The organism is Agromyces molybdatiresistens, assembly GCF_052748445.2.
In genome coordinates this window covers 1798637-1822904 of the sequence record NZ_CM188258.1, presented here as the reverse complement: position 1 = coordinate 1822904, position 24268 = coordinate 1798637, and the positions used below count along the sequence as shown (strand labels likewise).

At 71.6% G+C, this 24268-nt stretch carries 21 protein-coding genes; 3 read left to right on the top strand and 18 right to left on the bottom strand.

What is annotated here, in order from left to right:
• Positions 1–3: 3 nt before the first annotated feature.
• The 16 genes from ACULK2_RS08390 to ACULK2_RS08315 all read right to left on the bottom strand — a co-directional run bounded on the left by ACULK2_RS08390 (position 4) and on the right by ACULK2_RS08315 (position 17777).
• Positions 4–483 carry a cell division protein SepF gene (locus ACULK2_RS08390; protein ID WP_445969600.1) on the bottom strand — a complete coding sequence of 160 codons (480 nt, stop codon included), beginning with the start codon at positions 481–483 and terminating at the stop codon, positions 4–6.
• 33 nt (positions 484–516) lie between these two features.
• Complete coding sequence (locus ACULK2_RS08385; RefSeq protein WP_445969601.1) at positions 517–1188, bottom strand: YggS family pyridoxal phosphate-dependent enzyme; 672 nt, start codon at positions 1186–1188, stop codon at positions 517–519.
• 46 nt (positions 1189–1234) lie between these two features.
• A complete protein-coding gene (gene ftsZ / locus ACULK2_RS08380; RefSeq protein ID WP_445969602.1) occupies positions 1235–2434 on the bottom strand; it encodes a cell division protein FtsZ in 1200 nt (399 codons plus the stop codon).
• A gap of 149 nt (positions 2435–2583) precedes the next feature.
• Positions 2584–3474, bottom strand: a complete 891-nt coding sequence (locus ACULK2_RS08375) for a cell division protein FtsQ/DivIB (RefSeq protein ID WP_445969603.1) — start codon at positions 3472–3474, stop codon at positions 2584–2586.
• A gap of 205 nt (positions 3475–3679) precedes the next feature.
• Positions 3680–5086, bottom strand: a complete 1407-nt coding sequence (gene murC, locus ACULK2_RS08370) for a UDP-N-acetylmuramate--L-alanine ligase (RefSeq protein WP_445969604.1) — start codon at positions 5084–5086, stop codon at positions 3680–3682.
• A gap of 43 nt (positions 5087–5129) precedes the next feature.
• Positions 5130–6230 (bottom strand): undecaprenyldiphospho-muramoylpentapeptide beta-N-acetylglucosaminyltransferase, encoded by a 1101-nt coding sequence (gene murG, locus ACULK2_RS08365; protein ID WP_445969605.1) that lies wholly within the window; start codon positions 6228–6230, stop codon positions 5130–5132.
• Positions 6227–7474, bottom strand: a complete 1248-nt coding sequence (ftsW, locus tag ACULK2_RS08360) for a putative lipid II flippase FtsW (protein ID WP_445969606.1) — start codon at positions 7472–7474, stop codon at positions 6227–6229. Before ftsW ends, murG begins: the two co-directional genes overlap by 4 nt.
• A complete protein-coding gene (gene murD, locus ACULK2_RS08355) occupies positions 7431–8987 on the bottom strand; it encodes a UDP-N-acetylmuramoyl-L-alanine--D-glutamate ligase (RefSeq protein WP_445969607.1) in 1557 nt (518 codons plus the stop codon). The genes ftsW and murD overlap by 44 nt, the downstream gene beginning before the upstream one ends.
• On the bottom strand, positions 8972–10066 hold the full coding sequence (mraY, locus tag ACULK2_RS08350) for a phospho-N-acetylmuramoyl-pentapeptide-transferase (protein ID WP_445969608.1): 1095 nt from the start codon (positions 10064–10066) through the stop codon (positions 8972–8974). Before mraY ends, murD begins: the two co-directional genes overlap by 16 nt.
• Entirely contained in the window at positions 10063–11475 is a 1413-nt protein-coding gene (locus ACULK2_RS08345) for a UDP-N-acetylmuramoyl-tripeptide--D-alanyl-D-alanine ligase (RefSeq protein ID WP_445969685.1), read from the bottom strand. Before ACULK2_RS08345 ends, mraY begins: the two co-directional genes overlap by 4 nt.
• Positions 11472–13016 carry a Mur ligase family protein gene (locus tag ACULK2_RS08340; RefSeq protein WP_445969609.1) on the bottom strand — a complete coding sequence of 515 codons (1545 nt, stop codon included), beginning with the start codon at positions 13014–13016 and terminating at the stop codon, positions 11472–11474. The genes ACULK2_RS08345 and ACULK2_RS08340 overlap by 4 nt, the downstream gene beginning before the upstream one ends.
• A gap of 13 nt (positions 13017–13029) precedes the next feature.
• Complete coding sequence (locus ACULK2_RS08335; RefSeq protein WP_445969610.1) at positions 13030–14823, bottom strand: peptidoglycan D,D-transpeptidase FtsI family protein; 1794 nt, start codon at positions 14821–14823, stop codon at positions 13030–13032.
• 50 nt (positions 14824–14873) lie between these two features.
• Positions 14874–15455 carry a cell division protein FtsL gene (gene ftsL / locus ACULK2_RS08330; protein ID WP_445969611.1) on the bottom strand — a complete coding sequence of 194 codons (582 nt, stop codon included), beginning with the start codon at positions 15453–15455 and terminating at the stop codon, positions 14874–14876.
• The gene (rsmH, locus tag ACULK2_RS08325) at positions 15452–16405 is read right to left on the bottom strand and encodes a 16S rRNA (cytosine(1402)-N(4))-methyltransferase RsmH (protein ID WP_445969612.1); all 954 of its coding nucleotides are present in this window, start codon (positions 16403–16405) and stop codon (positions 15452–15454) included. Before rsmH ends, ftsL begins: the two co-directional genes overlap by 4 nt.
• Positions 16406–16510: 105 nt before the next feature.
• Positions 16511–16942 (bottom strand): division/cell wall cluster transcriptional repressor MraZ, encoded by a 432-nt coding sequence (gene mraZ, locus ACULK2_RS08320; RefSeq protein ID WP_445969613.1) that lies wholly within the window; start codon positions 16940–16942, stop codon positions 16511–16513.
• 448 nt (positions 16943–17390) lie between these two features.
• Positions 17391–17777, bottom strand: a complete 387-nt coding sequence (locus ACULK2_RS08315) for an SCO2097 family morphological protein (RefSeq protein ID WP_445969614.1) — start codon at positions 17775–17777, stop codon at positions 17391–17393.
• Positions 17778–17854: 77 nt separating this feature from the next.
• Here ACULK2_RS08315 and ACULK2_RS08310 point away from each other — a divergent pair, with 77 nt between their 5' ends.
• Entirely contained in the window at positions 17855–18967 is a 1113-nt protein-coding gene (locus tag ACULK2_RS08310; protein ID WP_445969615.1) for a polyprenyl synthetase family protein, read from the top strand.
• A gap of 12 nt (positions 18968–18979) precedes the next feature.
• Here the strand turns inward: ACULK2_RS08310 and ACULK2_RS08305 are convergent, their stop codons facing one another.
• Positions 18980–19264 carry an Rv2175c family DNA-binding protein gene (locus ACULK2_RS08305; RefSeq protein WP_501044996.1) on the bottom strand — a complete coding sequence of 95 codons (285 nt, stop codon included), beginning with the start codon at positions 19262–19264 and terminating at the stop codon, positions 18980–18982.
• Between the two features lie 188 nt (positions 19265–19452).
• On the opposite strand from ACULK2_RS08305, the gene ACULK2_RS08300 reads away from it, so the two are divergent.
• Both ACULK2_RS08300 and pknB read left to right on the top strand, forming a co-directional pair.
• Positions 19453–20673: a LysM peptidoglycan-binding domain-containing protein gene (locus ACULK2_RS08300; protein ID WP_445969617.1), complete on the top strand. Its 1221-nt coding sequence runs from the start codon at positions 19453–19455 to the stop codon at positions 20671–20673.
• A 124-nt stretch (positions 20674–20797) separates the two neighbouring features.
• Positions 20798–22678 carry a Stk1 family PASTA domain-containing Ser/Thr kinase gene (pknB, locus tag ACULK2_RS08295; RefSeq protein WP_445969686.1) on the top strand — a complete coding sequence of 627 codons (1881 nt, stop codon included), beginning with the start codon at positions 20798–20800 and terminating at the stop codon, positions 22676–22678.
• Between the two features lie 133 nt (positions 22679–22811).
• Here pknB and ACULK2_RS08290 read toward each other — a convergent pair whose 3' ends face one another.
• A complete protein-coding gene (locus ACULK2_RS08290) occupies positions 22812–24182 on the bottom strand; it encodes a class II 3-deoxy-7-phosphoheptulonate synthase (RefSeq protein WP_445969618.1) in 1371 nt (456 codons plus the stop codon).
• Positions 24183–24268: the final 86 nt, after the last annotated feature.

Below are 24268 nucleotides of genomic sequence, written 5' to 3'. Positions count from 1 at the left end.
AGTCTACGCGTGCGTGAAGAAGGAGGCGTCCACGTCGCCGTCGGCCTCGCCGGCCTCGCCGGAGACGACCACGTGCGCCGGCGAGAGCAGGAACACCTTGCTCGTCACGCGCTCGATCTTGCCGTACAGGCCCTGCGAGAGACCGCTCGCGAAGTCGATCAGGCGACGCGCGTCGGCGTCGGACATCTGGGACAGGTTGATGATGACCGGGACGCCCTCGCGGAACGACTCGGCGATCACCTGGGCATCTCGATACTGGCGCGGGTGCACCGTGAGGATCTCGTTCATCTCCGCCTGCGGTGGTGTCGGTTGCACGTGGTGCTTTCGGAGGGGGGTGACGGCGGCTCCGCCCTTCGGTGCCGTCGCGGGCGCGGCGTGCACGACGGGCGCGGGCGCGGCCGTCGCCGCCGTGGTGGGCTCCGGCTCGAGCTCCTCGTCGGCGAGTCCCAGGTAGACCATGGTCTTCTTGAGCGGGTTCGACATCGCTGCCTCCGTCAGTGGTTCCGTGTTTCGAGGCTAGCCTCGGGCCGGCCGGTTCCCCGTGATTGCCGTGCCGATGCGAAGGTGTGTCGCGCCCTCGAGGATCGCGTCGGCGTAGTCGTGGGACATCCCCATCGAGAGCGCCGTCGCCTCGGGGGCGACGGCGCGGATGCGCTCGGAGAGCGCCCGCACCCGTGCGAACGCCGGACGTGCGGGTTCGTCGAGCGGCGCCACGGCCATGAGGCCGAGCAGCCTGATGCCGGGCGTGGCGAGCACCCGCTCCACCATCGGGTCGAGTGCGTCGGGAGCGACGCCGCCGCGATGGGGATCGTCGGTGAGGTTGACCTGGATGAATCCGTCGACCTCGACCTCCTCCGAGCCCAGCGCGTCCACGAGCGACTCGCGGTCGATCGAGTGGATGACCGACGCGTACGCCCGCACCTGGCGCGCCTTCTTGCTCTGCAGCTGCCCGACGAAGTGCCATCGGACGTCCAGGTCCGCAAGGGCTCGGGCCTTCGCCTGCGCCTCCTGGTGCCGGTTCTCGCCGATGTCGCGCACGCCGAGGCTCACGAGCTCTCGGATGAGCGACTCCGGGTGGAACTTGGTCACCACGATCGTGGTGACCTCGGCGGGGTCGCGGCCGGCCGCGCGGGCCGCATCCGCGACGCCGGCCCGGACCGCTTCGAGGCGCCCCTCGAGCCCGCTCACGCGACGCCGCCCCACGGGTCCGGGCGGCGCCGCGGCGCGCGGACGATCACTTCAGGAAATCGGGGATGTCGAGGTCGTCCGAGTCGTCGCCGAACGCGGGGTCGGACACGATCTGGTCGGCCGTCGTGCTCGCCTCGCCCCAGTTCGCGGTCTCCACGAGCTCCTCGATGTCGATCTCGGTGATGCCCTCGACCGTGTCGCCGCCGAGTACGCCTCCGGCGGCACCCCCGGCGGCCCCTGCGCCGACGGCGGCCGGCACCGCGCTCGGCTGCCGGACCTCCGCGGGCCTCGGCGTCGGATCGCCGCCGTCGAACCCGGCGGCGATGACGGTGACCCGAACCTCGTCGCCGAGGGTGTCGTCGATGACCGCGCCGAAGATGATGTTGGCCTCTGGATGGACGGCCTCCTGCACGAGCCTCGCCGCGTCGTTGATCTCGAAGATGCCGAGGTTCGAGCCGCCCTGGATCGAGAGCAGCACGCCGTGCGCCCCGTCGATGGAGGCCTCGAGCAGCGGACTCGCGACGGCGAGCTCGGCCGCCTTGATCGCCCGATCCGCTCCCCTCGAGGATCCGATGCCCATGAGCGCCGATCCCGCCCCCTGCATGACCGACTTCACGTCGGCGAAGTCCAGGTTGATCAGGCCGGGCGTGGTGATGAGGTCGGTGATGCCCTGGACACCGGCCAGGAGCACCTGGTCTGCCGTGGCGAACGCCTCGAGCATCGAGATGCCGCGATCGCTGATCTCGAGGAGGCGGTCGTTCGGCACCACGATGAGGGTGTCCACCTCCTCCTTGAGTCGGGCGACGCCCTGCTCGGCCTGGGTCTGGCGCCGCTTGCCCTCGAAGCTGAAGGGCTTGGTCACGACGCCGATGGTCAGCGCGCCGATCGACTTCGCGATCCGCGCCACCACCGGGGCTCCGCCGGTTCCGGTGCCACCGCCCTCGCCGGCCGTCACGAAGACCATGTCGGCACCCGCGAGCGCCTCCTCGATCTCCTCCGCGTGGTCCTCCGCTGCGCGCCGGCCGACCTCGGGATCCGCGCCCGCCCCGAGGCCGCGCGTCAGGTCCCGGCCGACGTCGAGCTTGACGTCGGCGTCGGACATGAGCAATGCCTGGGCGTCGGTGTTGATCGCGATGAACTCGACGCCGCGAAGGCCGAGTTCGATCATGCGGTTGACGGCGTTGACGCCGCCACCGCCGATGCCGACGACCTTGATGACGGCGAGGTAGTTCTGGTTTGTCGACATGTCCGGCCCTCTCTGCGAACTCTGAACCCTGAACCTCTACTCGAAGGTTAAAGTTTTGCCGAGTATGCAATTCCTGAGTCGAACGTAGGCGGCAGCGACGCGCCGCCCGCACGGCGGCCCCGGCGTGTCGCGATCCGAGGCGTTCGGGATCACCCGGTGACCGGGTTGAGCGGCGCGGAGACGTCGTACCGGCCCACCTGATCGGGCGGCACCGCCGCCATGAGGTCCTGCAGCACGGACGTCTTCAGCGCCGCCTCGTCCGGGCTCCCCCAGATCACGGTCGCACCGCTCTCCAGCTCGAACCTGACGTCGTCCGACGACGCCGCCGACGCGGTCGAGATCGCGCCGCGCAGGTCGGCCGGCAGGCTCCGGAGCGCGCGGCCGGCGGCGAGGAACGCCGGATCGTCGACGCCCCCCTCGACCTCGATCATCGGGAGCTCGTCGGGCTGCGCGTCCAGGCGCTCGACGACCACCCCCGCGGCATCGACCGAGACGAGACCGCCGGACGTGTCGATGACGCCGACCGGTGTGCGCTCCACGATCCGCACGACGAGCGTGCCGGGCGGGACGGTCTCGGTCGAGTACGTCTCGATGAGCGGGAACTGCGAGAGCGCGCGCTGCACCTCGTCGGGGGCGATGAGGGGCAGGGGCGTGCCCACCCGGTCGGCGAAGGCGGCCCGGACCTCGGCCGCGGCGATGCGCGAGGCACCTTCGACGCGCACCTCGCGGAGTGCCATGAGCGGCGAGTAGGCGATCGCGACGGCCGCCGCCGCGAGTCCGACCACCGATGCCAGCACGGTGATCCACGTGGCGCGGCGCAGTCGACTCCGCTTCGTGAACCGGCGCACCTCCTGCCGCTCGTATCTGCGCCGGGCCCGTTCAGCGGCGGCGAGGCCGCGCCGTGCCGCGCGATCGTCGCGAGCGGGCCGGGCCGCGCCATCCGACGGCGGCTCGTCGACCGTCCTCGCCTCCAGGTCGACCGTCCTCGCCTCCAGGAGGCTCGCTACGCCGTCGACCGGCAGCGGGATCGGCTCCGTCACGTTCCGATCGTGCTCGACGGCGACCCTCCCGCCCGTCGCCCCCGGGCGCGATCGAGACTCATGCGTCGTCGCGACGGGTGCCGAAGCGGCCGACGACCTCAGCGACGCTCCGGCCCCGTCGGCCGTCTCCTGCCGGCCGGTCGACGTCGTCGCGCGTGCGGGCCGGGCCCCGTCGAATCCCTGCGGCCGCTTCACCGATCCCCGATCAGTCGTTCCGCTCGCGCTCGAGCGATCCGAGCAGCTGGGGCACGATCCGGTACACGTCGCCGCAGCCGAGCGTGATCACGAAGTCCCCGGGTCGCGCGATGCGCGCGGTGTGGTCGGCGGCCTCCTGCCAGTCGGCGATGAACGCCACCTTCTCCGGCTGCTCGAAGCGCTGGCTGACGAGGGCGCCCGTGACACCCGGCTCCGGGTCCTCACGAGCTCCGTAGACGTCGAGCACGACGGTCTCGTCGGCGTAGCGCTCGAGGACCTCCGCGAACTCCTTCGCGAAGAGCCTCGTCCGGCTGTACAGGTGCGGCTGGTGGACCGCGATGATGCGTCCGTCTCCCACGACCGTCCGCGCCGCCGCGAGCGCCGCGGCGACCTCGGTCGGATGGTGCGCGTAGTCGTCGTAGACGCTCACGCCGTCCACGACGCCGTGGAGTTCGAACCGTCGGCCGGTGCCCGCGAACCGCGAGATGCCCTCGAGCGATGCGGCCGGCTCGAAGCCGAGGCCGACGAGCACGGCGAAGGCGCCCGCGGCGTTGATCGCGTTGTGCCGGCCCGGGATCCGCAGCGTCGCGCGGTACGTCTCCCCCGCATGGTCCACGGCGAACGACACGGGGCCGTCGGTCTCGATCGAGTGCACGCGCACGGTGGCATCCGCCGCCTCGCCGAAGGTGAGCACCCGATCGTGCGAGAGCCGCTCGCGCACGCGGGTCGCCCCGGTGTCGTCTGACGAGATGACCACGAACTCGTCCGCGCGGTCGGCGAAGTCGACGAAGGCCTGCTCGAAGGCGTCGAGCGAACCGTAGTGGTCGAGGTGGTCGGGGTCGACGTTCGTGATGAGCGCGACCGACGTGTCGTACAGCAGGAAGGATCCGTCGGACTCGTCGGCCTCGACGACGAACAGCTCCCCCGAGCCGGATGCCGCGCTGACGCCGAGCTCCTCGATGACGCCGCCGTTGACGAAGCTCGGGTCCTCGCCGAGCGCGAGGAGTCCGGTGATGATCATGCCGGTCGAGGTGGTCTTACCGTGCGCACCCGCGACCGAGACGAGACGCTGCCCCGCGATGACGGACGCCAGCGCCTGCGACCGGTGCAGCACCGGCAGGCCGCGCTCGAGCGCGAGCCGGTACTCCGGGTTGTCCTGCCAGAGCGCGCCCGTCACCACGACGGTGTCGACGTCGTCGGGCAGGTTCTCGGCCGCATGGCCGATCGCGATGCTCGCGCCGAGGTCGCGCAGCGCCTGGACGTTGTCGGAGTCGCGGACGTCGGAGCCGGTGACGCGGTGGCCCGCGCCGAGGGCGAGCCGCGCGATGCCGCTCATGCCCGAACCGCCGATGCCGACGAAGTGCACGGCGCCGAGGTCGGCGGGGATCTCGATGGAGGGGTCGGGCTTGATCGTCACGGTGTCGCGATGCTTCCTGGAGAGGGGTTCGGTCGATTCAACGTTACGCGCCCGCGGCGCGGGCGCCGCCGTCGGGGTGCAGCGCGCCGTCGACGAGGGCGATCATGCGGTCGGTGCCGTCGAGGGCTCCGACGGATGCCGCGGCTCGCGCCATCCGTTCGAGGCGGTCCCGATCGGCGAGCAGGGGCACGAGTTCGGGTGCGACCCATTCCGGCAGGAAATCGGCGTCGTCGACGAGGATGCCGCCGCCGGCCGCGACGACGCCCGCCGCGTTGAAGCGCTGCTCGCCGTTGCCCACGGGGTAGGGGACGTAGACGGCGGGGATCCCGAGCGCCGAGAGCTCGCTCACGGTGGCGGCGCCGGCGCGGGAGACCGCCGCGTCGGCGATCGCGAGCGCGAGGTCCATGCGGTCGGCGTACTCGATCATGCGGAAGTCGGCGATGCCGGGGTCGACGACCTCGGACTTCGCCCCGGTGACGTGCAGCACCTGCCATCCGGTGCCCGTGAGCGCGTCGGCGCTGTCGACCGTTGTGCGGTTGATGCGGCGGGCCCCGAGCGAGCCGCCGGTCACGAGCAGGACCGGCCTGGCCGGATCGAGCCCGAAGAGCTCGGCGGCCTCGGCGCGGCGGGCCGGGCGGTCGAGGGTCTCGATCTCGCGGCGCAGCGGCATCCCGACGACCTCCGCACGCGGGAGCGGCGTGCCCTCGAACGCGACCCCGACCCGGGCCGCGAAGCGCGCGCCCAGCCGGTTCGCCAATCCCGGCCGAGCGTTCGCCTCGTGGATGGCGACGGGGACGCCCGCGCCCCGCGCCGCGAGGTAGGCGGGCGTCGCGACGTAGCCGCCGAACCCGACCACCACGTCGACCCCGCGCGCGGCGATCATCTCGCGCACGTCGGCGATCGAGCGGCGGAACCGGGACGGGAAGCGCAGCGCCGACCCGTTCGGCCGCCGCGGGAAGGGGACCTTCTCGATCGTGAGCAGTTCGTAGCCGCGAGCGGGCACGAGTCGCGACTCGAGCCCCTCGGCCGTGCCGAGCACGAGCACGACGGCCCCGGGGTCGCGCTCGCGGATGCGGTCGGCGACGGCGAGCAGGGGGTTCACGTGGCCGGCGGTGCCGCCGCCGGCGAGGAGGTAGGTGGTCATCGCGTCCGGGTCGCCTTCGACGTGCGTCGTGCGGTCGCCCTCGTCGTGGCGCGCGCGGGCGCGCCCGGGTCGCGGGCGACGGAGAGCACGACGCCGATCGCGAAGAGCGTGGTGAGCAGGGCGGTGCCGCCGGCCGACACGAGCGGAAGCGGGACACCGAGGACGGGGAAGACGCCGAGCACGACACCGATATTGACACACGCCTGCCCGACGACCCACACGAGGACGGCTGCCGACACGGTTCGGCCGAACGGCGTCGTCGCCGACCGCATGACCCGCGCGAGCGCGATCGCGAGGACGACGAAGAGGCCGATGACGACGACCGCGCCGATCAGTCCGAGCTCCTCGCCGATGATCGCGAAGATGAAGTCGTTGTCGGCCGCGGGCAGCCACGACCACTTCGCGGCGGAGTTGCCGAGTCCGACGCCGAAGATGCCGCCGTTCGCCATCGCGAAGGTCCCGTGCTGGATCTGCCAGCAGTCGCCGAGGTTGTACTTCGCGCAGTCCTCCTCGAGGAACGCGGTGATCCGGCGCATCCGGCTCTCGCTCGAGACCGCGACGAGCGCGAACGCCGTGGCGCCGAAGAGGACGGGCACGGCGAGCAGCCGGAGCGGCACGCCGATGAGGAACAGCGTGCCGATGAGCATCGCCGCCATGACCATGACCGTGCCGAGGTCGCCGCCGAGGAGCACCAGCCCGATCGCCCCGCCGCCGACCAGCAGGATGGGCATGATCCCCTTGCCGAAGTCGCCGAGGTGGCCCTGCTTCTTGGTCACGATGAGCCCGAGCCACAGCACGAGGGCGACCTTGATGAGCTCGGACGGCTGGAACTGCACCGCGCCGAAGCGCAGCCAGTTGGTGTTGCCGCCGACCTCGACGCCGAGCGGCGTCGCGACGACGAGCAGCTGGAGCACGCACGACACGCCGAGCACGAGCCAGGCGATCCGCATCCAGAAGCCCTCGGGCATCCGGCCCGCGAGCAGCATCACCGGCACGCCGATCAGGGCGTAGGTCGCCTGCTGCGCCGCCCGGGAGGTGAAGTCGCCGTCGTTCGCGAGCGCCGACTCGACCTGGGAGGACGAGAGCACCATCACGAGTCCGAGGACGACCAGGAAGAGCACCGTGCCGAGCAGCAGGAAGTAGTCCTTCGACTCGGGCCGGAACGCACCGAGCCGGATCCGGGCCGCGAGCCCGGTCGGCTCAGTCCCCCTGGCCGGTCGGGTCGTCCGAGGCGGGCTGGTCATGCCCCTCCCCTCCGAGCCGGTCGCGGACGGCGTCGTGGAAGCGCCGGCCGCGGTCGGCGTAGTCCGCGAACTGGTCCATCGATGCCGCCGCGGGCGCGAGGAGCACGGTGTCCCCCTCCTCTGCGACCGAGGCCGCGAGGGCGACCGCGTCGGGCATCACGCTCTCAGTGTCATCCGCGACGACTTCGAAGAGGGGCAGTGCCGGCGCGTGTCGGCGGAACGCCCCGACGAGCGCCGTCCGGTCGGCACCGATCACGACCGCCGCGCGCAGTCGCGGCGCGTGGCGGCGCACGAGCTCGTCGGCGTCGACGCCCTTGAGCAGTCCGCCGACGATCCAGACGACGGGGCTGAAGGCCCGGAGCGACGCCTCGGCCGCGTGCGGGTTGGTCGCCTTGGAATCGTCGATCCAGCGGATGCCGCCGACGGTCGCGACCGTCTCGATGCGGTGCGCGTCCAGCCGGAACCCCGCGAGCGCGTCGTGGATCGCGGTCACGGGCACGTCGATCGACCGGGCGAGGGCCGCGGCCGCGAGGATGTTCGCCACCACGTGCGGCACGGCGAGGCCCAGCGGCTCGAGCTCCTCGAGCGTCGTGAGCTCCAGGGCGGCGGTCCGTCGGTCATCGAGGAACGCGCGGTCGCAGAGGATCCCGTCGACCACGCCGAAGTCGCTCAGGCCGGGCGTGTCGAGGCCGAATCCGATCGCGCGGGCGCCCTCCTCGACCTCGGCATCCTCGACCATGGAGCGGGTGGCCTCGTCGGCGCGGTTGTAGACGCACGCCACCTTCGTGTTGGCGTAGACCTTCGCCTTCGCATCGCGGTAGGCCCCGGGCGAACCGTGCCAGTCGTAGTGGTCGTCGGCCAGGTTCAGGCACACGCTCGCGACCGGATGGATCGCGCCCGGCCCCGTCGTCGGCAGGTGGTGCAGCTGGAAGCTCGAGAGCTCGACCACGAGCACGTCGTAGCCGAGCGGATCGCGCACGGCGTCGAGCACCGGCACCCCGATGTTCCCGCACGGCGCGACACGCGCTCCGCCGCCGGCGATGAGCGTCGCGGCCAGCTGCACGGTCGTGGTCTTGCCGTTCGTCCCGGTGACGAGCATCCACTCGGACGCCCTGACCTTGTCGCGCACGCGCCACGCGAGCTCGATGTCGCCCCAGACCGGCACCCGGGCTTCCGCGGCCCAGCGCAGCATCGGGTGGTCGGGTCGGAACCCCGGCGAGACCACGATGAGCTCGGGGGCGGATGTCGCGAGCTCGTCGGGCACGCGGTCGAGCGGATGCACGACGAACCCGACCCCGATCACGTCGAGGATCCGTGCGCGCTCGTCGTCGGGCGTCGCCGCGTAGACGGTCACCCGGGAGCCGAGCTCGGCGAGCGTGTCGGCGACGGCGAAGCCCGTCACGCCGAGACCGAGCACGGCGACGCGGAGGCCCCGCCACCCCTCGGAGTGCCAGCTGGTCAGCGCGTCCACGCGTGCGGCGCCGGCCGCGGCATCCGTCACCGCTGGAGCCACTCGAAGTAGAAGGCGCCGACGCCCGCCGCGACGAACAGGCCGCCGATGATCCAGAACCGCACCACGATCGTGACCTCGGCCCACCCCTTGAGCTCGAAGTGGTGGTGGATCGGGCTCATGAGGAAGATGCGCTTGCCGCCCGTGACCTTGAAGTACGCGCGCTGCACGATCACCGAGCCGGCCTCGATGACGAACAGGCCGCCGATGATGAGCAGCAGCAGCTCGGTCTGGCTCGTGACCGCGAGCGCGGCGAGGGCGCCGCCGAGCGCGAGCGAGCCCGTGTCGCCCATGTAGATGTGCGCGGGATTGGTGTTCCACCACAGGAACCCGACGACGGCGCCGACGATCGCGGTGGCCACGATCGCCAGGTCGAGCGGATCGCGCACGTCGTAGCTTCGGTACAGGTCGCTGGGGTTCAGGTTCTCGCTGAACCGCGACTGGTTGAACTGCCAGAAGCCGATGATGATGAACGAGCCGATCGCCAGGATCGACGCGCCCGACGCGAGCCCGTCGAGCCCGTCGGTGACGTTCACGCCGTTCGACGCAGCCGCGGTGATGAGCACGATCCAGACGACGTAGGCGATGATCCCGACGACGGTGCCGAGCACCATGAAGTCGAGCGGCAGGTCGCGGATGAACGAGATCTTCGTCGAGGCGGGCGTCGCCCCCTCCTCGTTCGGGAACTGCAGGGCGAGCAGCGCGAACACGGCCGCGACGAGCGTCTGGCCGGCGATCTTCGCCCAGCCGCCGAGGCCCAGGCTCTGCTTCTTGCGCGTCTTCAGGAAGTCGTCGAGGAACCCGACGAGGCCGAGGCCGACCATCATGAACAGCACGAGCAGCCCGGAGGCCGTCGGTCCGTCCCCCACGAGCGTCGTGGCGACGAAATACCCGAACAGCGTGCCGAGGATGAAGATGATGCCGCCCATCGTGGGCGTGCCGCGCTTGACGTGGTGCGTCTTCGGACCGTCATCGCGGATGAACTGGCCCCACCCGAGTCGCGTGAACAGCCGGATGAACAGCGGCGTCAGGAAGAGGGTGAACGAGAGCGACAGGGCTCCGGCGGTCAGAAGTGCTCTCACGCGAACCATTCTCCCAGTCGGTCGCCGACGTGGCGGAGGCCCGCCGAGTTCGACGATTTCACGAGCACGGTGTCCCCCGGCCGGGCGGTCCGGGTCACGAGCTCGAACGCCTCGTCGGCGGTGTCGACGTACGCCGACTCCCCGTCCCACGAGCCCTCGTTGATGGCGGTGATGTGCAGGCGCCTGGCGCCCTCGCCCACGACGACGAGCTGCGAGATCCCGAGCCGGACGGCCAGCAGGCCGATGCGGTCGTGCTCCTCCCCGGAGAACTCGCCGAGCTCGCTCATCTCGCCGAGCACCGCGATCGTGCGGGCGTCGGGGCGCCTGACCTGGGCGAGCGTCTTCAGGGCGGCCGCCATCGAGTCGGGGCTCGCGTTGTACGCGTCGTTGATGACCGTGATGTCGTCGCGTCCGCCCATGACCTGCATGCGCCACTGCTCGGCGAGCGTGACGCGCTCGAGCCCCGCGACGATGGTGGCGAGCGGCACGCCGAGTTCGAGGGCGGCGGATGTCGCGGCCAGCGCGTTCATGACATGGTGCTCGCCGAGCACCGCGAACCGCACGCGGGCGGACTCGCCGCCCGGCACGGCGATGGTGAACTCGGTGCCCTGCGGGTGCACGACGATATCGGCGGCCCGGACGTCGGCACGGTCGCCGAGACCGAACCACACGACTCGGGCGGCGGTCCGCTCGGCCATGGGGACCACGCGCGGGTCGTCGGCGTTCAGCACCGCGACATCCGTCGCGAGGAGGTCGGTGACCATCTCGGACTTGGCCTCGACGGTCCGCTCGATCCCGCCGAACTCGCCGGCGTGCGCGAGTCCGACCTTCAGGACGATGCCGACGTCGGGCCGCGCCATCCGGATCAGTCGGGCGATCTCGCCGACGCCCGACGCGCCCATCTCGGCGACCAGGAACTCCGTGTCGTCGGTCAGCTCGAGCATGGTCGTCGGCGCGCCGACCTCGTTGTTGTAGCTCTTGCGCGCGGCGACCGTCGGTCCGACCTGCTCCAGCACGGTGCGCAGCAGGTTCTTCGTCGTCGTCTTGCCGTTGGAACCCGTGACGCCCACGATCTTCAGTCGGCCCAGGGCGCGCACGCGCGCGACGACCTCGGTGGCGAGCGCGCCGAGCGCGTCGACCGAGTCGGCGACGACGATCTGCGGGACGGCGAGGTCGAGCGGGTGCTCGACGATGAGGAGCGCCGCCCCCTGCTCGACCGCCGCGGGTGCGAACCGATGTCCGTCGTCGGACTCGCCGCGCTTGGCGACGAAGATCCCGCCGGGCTCGACCTCGCGCGAGTCGGTCGTCACCGCCCCCACGACGACCGTGTCGGCCGCGGTCTCCGTGCCACCGGCCTCGAACCGCCCCGAGGTCGCCGCGGCGATCTCGGCCATGGTCAGCGCGATCATCCGAGCCACCCCGCTTCCTGCAGTGCGAGCCGGGCGTCGTCCCTGGCCGAGTACGGATGCTTCACTCCCGCGACCTCCTGGTAGTCCTCGTGTCCCGGTCCGGCGTACAGGATCGCGTCACCCTCGCCGACGAGCGAGAGCGCGTGCCGGAAGGCGGCGCGCTGGTCGGCGATCTCGTGGATCTCGCGATCCGGGACAGCAGCCCGGGCTCCGTCGATGAGGGCGGCGCGGATGGCCGCCGGGTCCTCCCAGCGGGGATGGAAGTCGGTGATGACGAGCACGTCGGCGCCGCGTGCGGCGATCGCGCCCATGTCGGCGCGCTTCGTGGTGTCGCGATCGCCGTCGGCGCCGAAGACCATGACGACGCGACCGTCCGTCGTGCGCCGGATCGCCTCGAGCGCCTGCGCGAAGGCGTCGGGCGTGTGGCCGTAGTCGATGTAGACGACCGGGCCGCGCTCGCCCGAGACGCGCTCGGTGCGGCCGGGGATGTACGCGTCGATCCCATGGTCGGCGACGGCCGCGGCGATCAGGCCGAGGTCGTGGCCGGCCTCGACGAGCATGACGATCGCGAGCGCCGCGTTCGCCGCGTTGTAGCGGCCGATGAGCGGGATGCCGGTCTCCAACGAGCGCCCGTCGGGCCCCTCGAGCCGGAAGGTCGTGCGCTTCGGCGTCTCCTCGAGCACCGCAAGGCGCCAGTCCGCGTCGACACCGGGTTCCGTGGCGAGCGTCGCGACGGGGATGCGGGACTCCGCGACGAGTCGCTCGCCCCACTCGGAGTCGACGATGACGACGCCCCGGCGCGCGCGCTCCGGCGTGAACAGCTCGCGCTTGGCCTCGAAGTACTCGAGCATCGACGCGTAGTCGTCGAGGTGGTCGTGGGAGAGGTTCGTGAAGCCCACGACGTCGAACACGATGCCGTCGACGCGGTGCCGGCTGAGCGCCTGCGCGGAGACCTCGATCCCCACCGCTCGGACGTCGACCTCGCGCATGCGCGCGAGCAGAGCGTGCAGCTCGCTCGCCTCGGGCGTGGTGAGCGAGCTCGTCACCGCCTCGTCGCCGATGCGTCGCTCGGCCGTCGACGTGAGTCCCGCGACGACCCCGAGCTGGCGGAGGATCGCGAAGAGCAGGTAGACGACGCTCGTCTTGCCGTTGGTTCCGGTCACGCCGAACAGCGTCGCGGGGTTCTCGGCCGTGCGGTGGATCCAGGCCGCCACATCGCCGAGCGCGGCGCGCGCGTCCGGGGTCACGAGCACGGGCAGGCCCGAGTCGCCCGCGCGCTCCGCGCCCGCGGCATCCGTCAGCAGGGCGACCGCACCGTTCGCCGCCGCCTGGGCGGCGTAGTCGGCGCCGTGCGCGTGGCGACCGGGGACGCCCACGTAGAGGTCGCCGCCGTGCACCGTGCCCGAGGCGATCGCGACGCCGGTCACGTCGAGGTCGTCGATCCCGCCGCGCACCTCGAATCCGAACGCTTCCGCGAGGCCGCGGAGCGATCGGGGACTCGGGTGCTGCGGCCGGAGTGCCGTGGGAGGCGATCCGGTCACGAACCCAACTTTCTCACCAGGTTGCTGGCAATTCGGGCGCCTGGGCGCCGGACGGAACGGTCCGATACTTCTTCAGCACCTGGCTCATCACCTGTTGGAAGACGGGAGCCGATGCGGCGGACGAGTTCATCTTAACGGGGTTCATGATGCTGACCGAAACGACGAACTCGGGGTCGTCCGCCGGTGCGAAGCCGGACACCGAGACGAGGTAGCCCGCCTGGTAGCCGCCGTTGCCGTCCGGAACCTGCGCCGTGCCGGTCTTCGCGGCGACCCGGTAGCCCGGGATCTCCCACTGGTCGGCGAGCCAGCCGTTGAGGTACACCTGCTCGAGCATCCGGCTCGTGTCGTCGGCGGCCTGCTCCGACACCACGCGGCGCCCCTCGTCGGACGCGACTTCGGTCAGGGTGCCGTCGTCCTGCCGGCATCCCTCGACGAGCGTCACCGGCATCCGCACGCCGCCGTTGGCCAGCGTCTGGTATGCGCTCGTGATCTGGATCGCCGTCGTCGTGAGGCCCTGGCCGAACATGGTCGCGTACTTGGTCTGGTTGTCCCACGCGTCGGGTCCGCCGTGGAGGTCGCCCGGCTCCTCGCCCGCGAATCCGACCTCGGACACGGCTCCGAGGCCGAAGTCGAGCATGTCCTGGTACCGGCGCTCGTCGCTGACCTTCTCGCCGAACATCGACATGGCGGTGTTGGAGGAGTCGATGAGCATGCCCGTCATGGTGTAGTTCGTCGGCCCGTGGTAGTGGCTGTCGTTGATGTTCGCACCGTTGGGCGGGAGATACCGGTAGTCGGCCGTGACCCCGCTCGTCGGGGATCCCTCGCCGGCGTCGATGACGGATGCCGAGGTGAGCGCCTTGAACGTCGAACCCGGCTCGAACGGCGCCGAAAAGGCGCGCGAGCCGCGATCGTCGGCCTCGACGGCGCTCGGCGAGTTCGGGTCGACCGTGGGCACGTCGGCGACCGCGAGGAGCCTGCCGGTCTTCGCCTCCATGACGGTGACGGTCGCCCAGTCGGCGCCGGTCTCGGCGACACGCGCCGCGGCGATCCGCTGCACGAAGTACTGCAGGTCGGCGTCGATCGTGAGCTGGAGGTCGCCGCCGTCGTGCGCCGGCTCGTTGACGACCTCGGAACCCGGGATCGCGACCCAGTCCTTGAGGCTGTGCAGCCAGGTCATCTCGCCGTCCTCGCTCGCGAGGCACGCGTTCTCCGAGTACTCCAGGCCCGCTCCGGCCTCGCCCTCGTCGGTGACGAAGCCCAGCAGGTTGCCTGCGACGGCGCCGTTCGGGTACCGGCGGCTCGGCACCTCGTCCGAGTAGACGAACGGGATGCCCAGCGCCTTGACGCGCTCGTAGGTCTCCGTGTCGACCCGCTTCGCGACGTACGAGAAGTCCGCGTCGGGATCGGCGGCGAGCTCGTCCTCGATCTGGGCCCGGAGGTCGGCGCCCGGTCGCCCGATCGCCTCGCCGAGTTCGGCGAGGGCCTCGTCGAGCGTGACGTCGATCTGCTTCCCGTCCTCGCCCTGCCGCTCGAACGTCTGGGTGGCCATCGCCTGCTTGGGCGAGATCGTGATGTGGTATCGCATGACGCTCTCCGCGAGCACCGTGCCGTTCGCATCGACGATCGCGCCGCGCTCTCCGTAGATCACCCGGGTCTCCGAGCGCACATCCTCGGAGGCCTCGTTCAACTCGGCGGCGCGCACCACCTGGATGTCCACGAGCCGGATGACGAACCAGCCGACGATGAGCACCAGCGCGAGCCCTGCGGCGACGATGCGGCGCATCGGATGGCGGCTCACTCGGTTCATCGGCTGGTTCGCTCCGTCCGGTCTCGGGTCGTGGTCTGGGTGGAGCGACGTCAGTGCGTCGCGGGCGTCGGCAGGCCTCCGGTGAGCGCCGGCGGAGCGGCCGGTGCGCCGTCCGCAGGCGTCGCGGGCTTGCCGCCTCCCTTCTCCTTCGCAGTCTCCCCCGCGGCCTGCTCGGTCACGAGCGGCACGCCGTCGATGAGCGCATTGGGCACGAGCGCGGCGGACGATGTCGCAGTGCCGGCGGCGGCCGTGGGGTCGCCGACCACCGCCCCGTCGGACAGGCGGAGGTAGACGGGTGCGCCGTTCGGGACCATGCCGAGCGCCTCCGCGTTCGCCGCCAGGAACTGCGGCGACTCGAGGCGGTCCAGGTCGTCGGAGAGCTTCTGCTGTTCACGCTGCAGCTGAGCCTGACGGAGGAGCTGCTCGTCCATCTCGTACGCCCCCTGAGTCATGGCGATGGACAGGAGCAGCTGGACGACCGCGATCGCCCCGATGGAGGCGAGCGCGACCACGGCGTAGGCGAGCCTCGGTCGCGCACGCCTCGCACCCGGCTCGGGCGCCGGGCGGAGCCGCGGCGCCGCCGCGGGAGCCCGACGCCTGGCGGGTCGGGTCTGGGCCGGCAGTGCACTCACGACGGCCTCCTCACTCGTTCTGCGGCGCGCAGCCGCACCGGCTTCGCACGCGGGTTCTCCGCCTGCTCGGACTCGCTCGCGAGCTCGGCCCCCCTGACGAGGAGCCGGAACTGCGGGCGGTGCTCCGGAAGCTCCACCGGCAGCCCCGCGGGTGCCGTGGATGTGGATGCCGCGGCGAGGACGCGCTTGACGAGCCGGTCCTCGAGCGACTGGTAGGACAGCACGACGATGCGGCCGCCCACGGCGACGAGGTCGAGCGCGGCGGGCAGGGCCCGCTCGAGCACCGAGAGCTCCTCGTTGACCTCGATCCGCAGGGCCTGGAACACGCGCTTGGCCGGGTGGCCGGCCCGCTGCACCGCGGCGGGGGTGGCGTCGTGCAGCACCTCGACGAGTCGCCCCGACCGGGTGATCGGAGCGTCGGCGCGCGCCCGTACGATCGCCCGGGCGTACCGAGCGGCGAGCTTCTCCTCGCCGTAGTCGCGGAAGATCCGCCGCAGGTCGTCCTCCGAGTACTCGGCGATGACGTCCGCGGCGGTCCGTCCGCGCGTCGAGTCCATGCGCATGTCGAGCGGCGCGTCCTTGGAGTACGCGAAGCCCCGTTCGGCCCGATCGAGCTGGAGCGACGAGACGCCCAGGTCGAAGAGGATCGCATCGACCTCGTCGAACCCCTCGCCGCGGACCGCCTCGGCGATGCCGTCGTAGACCGTGTGCACGAACCGTGCGCGGTCGCCGAACCCGGCGAGTCGCTCCCTCGCGATCCCGATCGCGTCGGTGTCGCGGTCGAGGCCGATCGCGGTCGCGTTCGGGAACCGTTCGAGCACGGCCCGCGAATGACCGCCCATGCCGAGGGTCGCGTCGACGTACACGGCGCCGTCGCGCTCGAGCGCGGGTGCCAGGAGTTCGAGCGTGCGCTCGAGCATCACCGGCGTGTGGATCCGTTCGATGTCCATGAAATCTCCCTCGTTCCCGGGCCTCCGGGTCCCGATCCCCATCCGTTCGTCCTGCTGCGGGGAAGTGCAGCAGGCTCGCACGGCTGGGAGTCGGGGCCCGGAGACTCAGAAGAGTCCGGGGATCACCTCCTCCGCCGTCTCTGCGAAGGCCGCCTCCTGCTCGGCGAGGTACGTCTGCCACGCCGTCGCATCCCAGATCTCCACCCGGCTCCCCGCGCCGATGACCGTGAGGTCCCGGTCGAGCCCCGCGTACGCGCGGAGGTTGGCGGGGATGGTGACCCGATGCTGCTTGTCGGGGGTCTCCGCGGAGGCCCCGGAGAGGAAGACGCGCATGTAGTCGCGCGCCTGCTTGCTCGTGACGGGGGCTTGGCGGATCTTGTCGCTCATGTCCTCGAACTCCCGCGCGCTGAACACGTAGATGCAGCGCTCCTGACCTCGCGTGAGCACGAGGCCGTTCGACAACTCATCCCGGAACTTCGCCGGAAGAATGACGCGACCCTTCTCGTCGAGCTTCGGTTCGTAGCTTCCGAGGAACATCCCGTCACCCCCATCCTCCGGCCAGGAACCAGGTGCGATCCCCACTTTACTCCACTCCCCTCCACGAAACAACGACATTGCTCCGCTTCCGACCCTTTCGGCTCAGTGCAGGCCCGGATTCTCAGGGAACTCCGAGGTGGAGGGAAGTGGATGGCACGTGGCGTGCCGACGGCGGTGATCGCGCGGTTTCATGGCGCAGGCGGGGGGTCCTGGCACGCCGACGACGCCGGAGCGACGCAGGTCACGGGACCGACCCGTGCGCCGCCTCGCGTGCGCCGGCGCGGTGGTGGGAAGTGGAGGGAGGCGGGGCCGAGCGGGCCAAGGGCTGGCCCGCGTCCCGCGGTGGCGCGCCGTCGGCGCATGCGGAGGATCGCACGAGAAACGGGCCGATCGGAGATCGGCCCGTCAGTCGGTGCTGGTCAGTCGGTCGCGCTCGACCGCGAGGGCGTCAGTCGCGACCCTCCTGGCGACGGTCCCAACGCTCGTTGAGCCGGTCCATGAACCCCGCCTGCGGCTTGGCGGTCCTCGTCGACCCGCCGCCGGTCGGCATCGAGGTCGCCGTGGCCCCGCGTCGCTTGGACGGCGTGATCGCCACGAGGACGCCGACGAACATCAGCGCGAAGCCGAGCACGCCCACGACGGTGAGCTGGGAGGCCACGCCGCCGATCAGCGCGCCGGCGCCGGCGACGGCGAGGAGGACGCCGAGCACGATGGCCCGGTAGTTGGGGCGCCCGCGCCCGCCACCTCCGACGGTCGCGACGAAGTCGGCGTCGTTCTTGTAGAGGTTCCGCTCCATCTCCTCGAGAAGGCGTTGCTCCTGCTCCGAAAGCGGCATCTCATTCCCCTCAGTTCTCGGGACCGACGCTTCGTGACGCTCATTCTAGTCCTCCGCGCCCTCGCTAGGCTAGGCGCGTGGCCCATGCTCCCCGACTCGTCGATGCAGTGAACGAACGCCTCGAGGAGTTCCTCGCCGACCGTGCTTCCATTCTCCACTCCATCAGCGACGACCTCGACCCGCTCGCCGCATTCTCGAAGCGCTTTCTCAGCGGCGGCAAGCGGTTCCGAGCGCGGTTCTGCAGCCTCGGGTTCGACGCCGTGCGCGGGCCCGCGCGCGATCGCAGCGGGGCAGAAGCGACCGCCGAGCGATACGCCGTGGTCTCGGCATCGGCGGCGCTCGAGGTCTTCCATGCCGCCGCCCTGGTCCACGACGACCTGATCGACCACTCCGACACCCGGCGCGGCGCACCGGCGGCGCACCGCGTGTACGAGGCGCAGCATCGCGACGGCTCCTGGTCCGGCAGCGCGGAGGACTACGGCAGCGCGACCGCGATCCTGCTCGGCGACCTGCTGCTCGGGTGGAGCGACGAACTCCTCGACGAAGGCCTCGCCGCCCTGCGCGACGCGACCGCGGCGCGCGATGCGCGCCTCGAGTTCAACCGCATGCGCACCGAGGTCACGGTCGGCCAGTACCTCGACATCCTCGAGGAGCGGGCGTGGCTCACGCGTGCGGAGGCCGAGCAGCGCGCTCGCGCCGAGCGGGTCGTCGTCCACAAGTCCGCCCGCTACAGCATCGAGGCCCCGCTCGCCATCGGCGGCGCGATCGCAGGCGGTTCGCCGCGTCAGCTCGAGGCCCTCCGGGCGTTCGGGCTCCCGCTCGGGATCGCGTTCCAGCTCCGTGACGACCTGCTCGGGGTCTACGGCGACCCCGCGGTCACCGGCAAGCCCGCCGGCGACGACCTCCGCGAGGGCAAGCGGACCGTGCTCGTCGCGATCGCCCGTGAGCGACTCGCTCCCGGCCAGCGCCGGCTGCTCGACGAACTGCTCGGCGATCCGCAGCTCGACACCGACCAGATCCGGATGCTCCAGGACACGATCCGCGACTGCGGCGCCGTCGACGAGGTGGAGGCCGTCATCGCCGGGAACACCGTGCTCGCCATGGAGGCGCTCGAGTCGCCCGACCTCGACCCTGAGGCCGCGCGTGACCTGGCCGGCCTCGCGCGCGCCGTCACGCGCCGCGAGAGCTGACGGGCCGCCGAGTCAGGCGAGCGCCTGGGCGATCCGACGGACCTCGGCCTTGCGTCCCGCGCGGAGTGCGGCGATCGGCGTCGTCCCGAGGCTGTCCTCCTCGGCGAGGAACCAGTCGAGCGCCTCCTCGTCGGAGAAGCCCGCATCCGCCAGGACGATGGCGGTGCCGTGGAGCTCAGGCAACGGAGCGTCGTCCCGGAGGAAGGACGCGGGCACCTTCAGCACCCCGTCGATGCGTGCGCCGAGCAGGTGTCGATCGTCGATCAGGCGCCGGATCCGGCCGGGACTCTGCCCCATCCGTTCGACCAGCTCGGGGATGGTCAGCCACTCGGTCTGCTCGACGTCCGTCACAGGTCAAGACTGCCACGGCCCCGACCATCGTCGGAAGCCGCTCCATCCGCGCGTCGCGACGCGCGTGGATGAGTTTGACTCGCATTGCCCGCCGTGAGACCGTGACGGCATCCGCGATCCTGCGGAGGGGGAACATGAGGCAGCACTCGGGGACCAGGCCCGACGGGGAGGTCGGAGCGGGAGCCGGACACCGGACGCCCGCGTTCCGGCGCACGGGCGTCCGCCGTCTCCTCACGATCCCGATCGCCGTCGTCGGCGCGATCGCCGTGACGCTCGGCATCGCCCAGCCGGCCGAAGGCGCGCCGCAGTCGGTGAAGCGCCAGCCGAAGGCGAAGGAGACGCCCGGAGCGCCGATCCCGAGCCAGGCGGCACCGGCGTCGACGATCCCCCGCGAGGTGCTGGTCAAGCAGGGCGACACGGTCAGCGCGATCGCCGCACGATACGGGATCTCCACGGCGGAAGTGCTCGCCGAGAACGGCCTGAGCTGGTCGAGCCTGATCTTCCCCGGGCAGCGGCTCGCGCTCCCGGGCGGGACGCCGGCCGCGGCGCCCGAGCCGGAGGCCTCCATCGCGCGTCACATCGTCGCACCCGGCGACACCATGATCGCGATCGCGGCCGAGTACGGGCTCGACGTCGGCGTCGTGCTCAGCGCGAACGGACTCGGTCGCTCCAGTCCGATCTTCCCGGGGCAGGCCATCACCATCCCCGGGTCCGGCCACGCCGCGGCATCCGTCGACCCACCCTCCGCGGCGACGCCGGCCACGGAGATGACGCACGTCGTCGCCGAGGGCGACACGCTCATCGGGATCGGCGAACGCCACGGCGTCGGCCTCGACCACCTGCTCGAGCTCAACGGGCTCACGGCCGCGAGCATCATCCGCCCGGGGCAGCGCATCGTGGTCCGCGCCGCGGTCGTCGAGGCGACGAGCGTCGCCGCGCTCGAGGTGCGCCTCGACGACGAGATGCGCGCGAACGCCCGGATCATCGTGGACGTCGGCCGAGCGCTCGGCGTCCCCGATCGCGGCATCGTCATCGCGCTGGCGACCGCGGCCCAGGAGTCGGGGCTGCGCAACCTCGGCCACGGCGATCGCGATTCGCTCGGTCTCTTCCAGCAGCGTCCGAGCCAGGGCTGGGGCACTCCCGAGCAGGTCCTCGACCCGGTTCGCTCGGCGACCGCGTTCTACGGCGGGCCGACGACGCCGAACGACGGGCGCACGCCCGGCCTCCTCGACGTCGACGGCTGGGCAGGGATGTCGGTGACGGATGCCGCGCAGGCCGTGCAGCACAGCGCGCATCCGAAGCACTACGCCAGGTGGGAGGCATCCGCTCGCCGCTGGCTCGACGAACTCGGCTGACCGGAGTCGGCGACCGTTCGTCACGATGCCGTTTCGTTTCGCCGCGGTCCCGGCGTTTGTTCACGAAACGGCATATGCCGCTTCGTACACTCGTACGGTGACCACCGCGCCACCCGCCGACCCGATGATCGGCCGTCTCGTCGACGGCCGGTATCAGGTGCGCTCGCGCATCGCGCGCGGCGGCATGGCGACGGTCTACCTCGCGACCGACCTCCGCCTCGAGCGACGGGTCGCGATCAAGATCATGCACGGCCACCTGGCCGACGACAACACGTTCAAGACCCGGTTCGTCCAGGAGGCGCGCTCGGCCGCCCGGCTGGCACATCCGAACGTCGTCAACGTGTTCGACCAGGGCCAGGACGCCGACATGGCGTACCTCGTCATGGAGTACCTGCCCGGAATCACCCTGCGCGACCTCCTGAAGGACTACAGGCGGCTGACGCCCGAGCAGACCATCGACATCCTCGATGCGGTCCTGTCCGGCCTCGCCGCCGCCCACAAGGCCGGCATCGTGCACCGCGATCTCAAGCCCGAGAACGTGCTGCTCGCCGACGACGGGCGCATCAAGCTCGGCGACTTCGGCCTCGCGCGGGCCGCGAGCGCGAACACCGGGACCGGCCAGGCACTCCTCGGCACGATCGCGTACCTCTCCCCCGAACTCGTCACGCGCGGCCTCGCGGACGCGCGGAGCGACATCTACGCGCTCGGCATCATGGCGTACGAGATGCTGACCGGCGAGCAGCCCTACGTCGGCGAGGCGCCGATGCAGATCGCCTACCAGCACGCCAACGAGTCCGTGCCCGCGCCGAGCACGCGCGCCCCGTCCGTCCCGCCCGAGCTCGACGCGCTCGTACTGTGGGCGACCTCGCGCGATCCCGACCAGCGCCCGGCCGACGCCAGGGTCATGCTCGAGCGCCTGCGCGAGATCGAGCCCGCGCTCCGGCCCGCGCAGACGCACACGGGAATGCAGGACACGCTGGTCATCAGCGGCGCGGCGGGGGCCCCGACCGCGGAGACCCGGGTGCTCGCGCCCGGCGGCGCCGCGCTCACCGCGACGGCCGAGGAGGCCGATGACGACACGGCGGCACTGGAGCGGTCCGCGAACCGTCGCCGCAACCGCGGCTACTGGCTGCTCGCGCTCGTGCTGCTCGTGACCGGTCTGTCGGTCGGCACCGGCTGGTACTTCGGCGCCGGTCCGGGTGCGCTCGCGAGCATCCCGGAGACCGCCGCGATGCTGCCCCAGAACGCGACCCAGACCCTCGAGGACGCCGGCTTCGCCGTCGAACCGGTGGACCGCAACGATCCCGTCGTCCCGATCGGCCAGGTCATCGGCACGGATCCGCCGGCCGGCGACCTGGCGCGCCGCGGGTCGACGGTCGAGATGTTCGTCTCGACCGGGCCGCAGATGCTGGCGGTCCCCGACGTGGTCGGTCAACCCGAGTCCGACGCCCGCGCGCAGTTGTCCGACTTCACCGTCGGCGAGGCGAGCACGAAGCAGTTCTCCGCCGAGGTCGAATCGGGGCTCGTCATCGCCGTGCTCGCCGCCGACGGCTCGCCCGTCGGTACGGAGTACGCCGAGCTCGGGGAGCTGTCCCTCGTCGTGTCGGCAGGCCCGGTCCCGCCGGTCGAGGGTCTCGCGATCGGCGAAGCGCAGACGCGCCTCGATGGCGTCGGGCTGAAGGTCGAGTTCGCCGACCCGCAGTTCTCCGACGACGTCGCAGTCGACGTCGTCATCACCGCCGAATGGCTCGACGACCCGATGAACCCGGGTGACACCGTTCGGCTGACCGTGTCCAAGGGGCCGGCCCCGGTCGAGGTGCCGAACGTGGTCGGCAAGACCATGTCCGACGCGATCGCGGAGCTCGAGGCGGCCGGCTTCTCGGTCGCATACGAGCTGCCCGACCTCTTCCTGCCGCTCGCGACCGTGAAGGAGCAGGCGCCGGCCGCCGCCGAACTCGCACCGCGGGGCAGCAGCGTGCGCATCGTCGGCTCGCTCACACTCTGAGGTCGGAGTCGTCCGATCCGACCGCGAGGTCTCGGGCAGTGAAGCCGCACGCGCACCACGACGCGAGGCCGGACACCGGAGGGCGGCCGCGGCATCCGCTGCCACGACCGCCCGTCGACGGTGGTCCACGCGATCAGCGCGCGGCGAGCTCCTCCGCGACCAGGAACGCGAGTTCGAGCGACTGCATGTGGTTCAGGCGCGGGTCGCACAGCGACTCGTAGCGCGTCGCGAGGGTGGCCTCGTCGATGTGCTCGGAACCGCCGAGGCACTCCGTCACGTCGTCGCCGGTGAGCTCGACGTGGATGCCGCCCGGGTGGGTGCCCGCGGCTCGGTGCGCCTCGAAGAAGCCCGCGACCTCGTCCATGACGTCGTCGAAGCGGCGCGTCTTGTAGCCCGTCGGCGTCGTGATGCCGTTGCCGTGCATCGGATCGGTGACCCACAGCGGGTTCGCGTCGCTGCGCTTGATCGCCTCGAGCAGGGGCGGCAGCGCCTCGCGGATCCTGCCTGCGCCCATGCGGGTGATGAAGGTGAGCCGGCCCGGCTCGCGGTGCGGGTCGAGCTTCTCGACGAGCTCCATCATGGTCTCGGGCGTCGTGGCGGGGCCGAGCTTCACGCCGATCGGGTTGCGCACGCGCGACAGGAAGTCGACGTGGGCGCCGTCGAGCTCGCGGGTGCGCTCGCCGATCCAGATGAAGTGGGCCGACGTGTTGTACGGCGTCCCGGTGCGGGAGTCGATGCGGGTCATCGGGCGCTCGTAGTCCATGAGCAGGCCCTCGTGGCCCGTGTAGAACTCGGTCCGTCGCAGCTCGTCGAAGTCGGCGCCGCAGGCGTCCATGAACTTGACCGCGCGATCGATCTCGCGCGCGAGCTTCTCGTACCGCGCGTTCGCCGGGTTCGCCGCGAAACCCTGGTTCCAGGCGTGCACCTGTCGGAGGTCGGCGAAGCCGCCCTGCGTGAACGCTCGGATCAGGTTCAGCGTCGATGCCGCCATGTGGTAGCCCTGCAGCAGGCGCGACGGGTCGGCCGTGCGCGACTCGGGGGTGAAGTCGTACCCGTTGACGATGTCGCCCCGGTAGGCGGGCAGCGTGACGCCGCCGCGAGTCTCGGTGTCGCTCGAGCGGGGCTTGGCGAACTGACCCGCCATCCGGCCCATCTTCACGACCGGCATCGACGCGCCGTACGTGAGCACGACCGCCATCTGCAGCACGGTCTTCACCCGGTTGCGGATCTGGTCGGCCGTGGCTCCGGCGAAGGTCTCGGCGCAGTCGCCGCCCTGGAGCAGGAACGCCTCGCCGCGCGAGGCGGCCGCGAGGCGGTCGCGGAGCATGTCCACCTCGCCCGCGAACACCAGCGGGGGCAGCGTCGCGAGCTCGGCGGACACCGCGTGCGCGGCCTCGGCGTCGGGCCAGGTCGGCTGCTGCTTGATCGGCAGCGTCCGCCAATAGTCGAGGCCGGCAATCACGGATGGATCTGCATTCACGACCGGCTCGACGAGCTGTACCACTGGACTGTCCTGAGGGTTCGGGCGCACGCGGCGCTGAACGGAAACGGGCGCCGCACGTCGCGACGCCGTGGCTCCAGCCTACCGCG

Excerpts from the sequence above, each read along its gene's own strand:
- rsmH (WP_445969612.1), bottom strand. The coding sequence starts at position 16,405 with ATGGACATCGAACGGATCCACACGCCGGTGATGCTCGAGCGCACGCTC.
- ACULK2_RS08335 (WP_445969610.1), bottom strand. The coding sequence starts at position 14,823 with ATGAACCGAGTGAGCCGCCATCCGATGCGCCGCATCGTCGCCGCAGGG.
- ACULK2_RS08300 (WP_445969617.1), top strand. The coding sequence starts at position 19,453 with ATGAGGCAGCACTCGGGGACCAGGCCCGACGGGGAGGTCGGAGCGGGA.
- ftsW (WP_445969606.1), bottom strand. The coding sequence starts at position 7,474 with ATGACCAGCCCGCCTCGGACGACCCGACCGGCCAGGGGGACTGAGCCG.
- ACULK2_RS08315 (WP_445969614.1), bottom strand. The coding sequence starts at position 17,777 with ATGCCGCTTTCGGAGCAGGAGCAACGCCTTCTCGAGGAGATGGAGCGG.
- ACULK2_RS08305 (WP_501044996.1), bottom strand. The coding sequence starts at position 19,264 with ATGGGGCAGAGTCCCGGCCGGATCCGGCGCCTGATCGACGATCGACAC.
- ACULK2_RS08345 (WP_445969685.1), bottom strand. The coding sequence starts at position 11,475 with ATGATCGCGCTGACCATGGCCGAGATCGCCGCGGCGACCTCGGGGCGG.
- pknB (WP_445969686.1), top strand. The coding sequence starts at position 20,798 with ATGATCGGCCGTCTCGTCGACGGCCGGTATCAGGTGCGCTCGCGCATC.
- mraZ (WP_445969613.1), bottom strand. The coding sequence starts at position 16,942 with ATGTTCCTCGGAAGCTACGAACCGAAGCTCGACGAGAAGGGTCGCGTC.
- ftsZ (WP_445969602.1), bottom strand. The coding sequence starts at position 2,434 with ATGTCGACAAACCAGAACTACCTCGCCGTCATCAAGGTCGTCGGCATC.
- ACULK2_RS08390 (WP_445969600.1), bottom strand. The coding sequence starts at position 483 with ATGTCGAACCCGCTCAAGAAGACCATGGTCTACCTGGGACTCGCCGAC.
- murG (WP_445969605.1), bottom strand. The coding sequence starts at position 6,230 with ATGACCACCTACCTCCTCGCCGGCGGCGGCACCGCCGGCCACGTGAAC.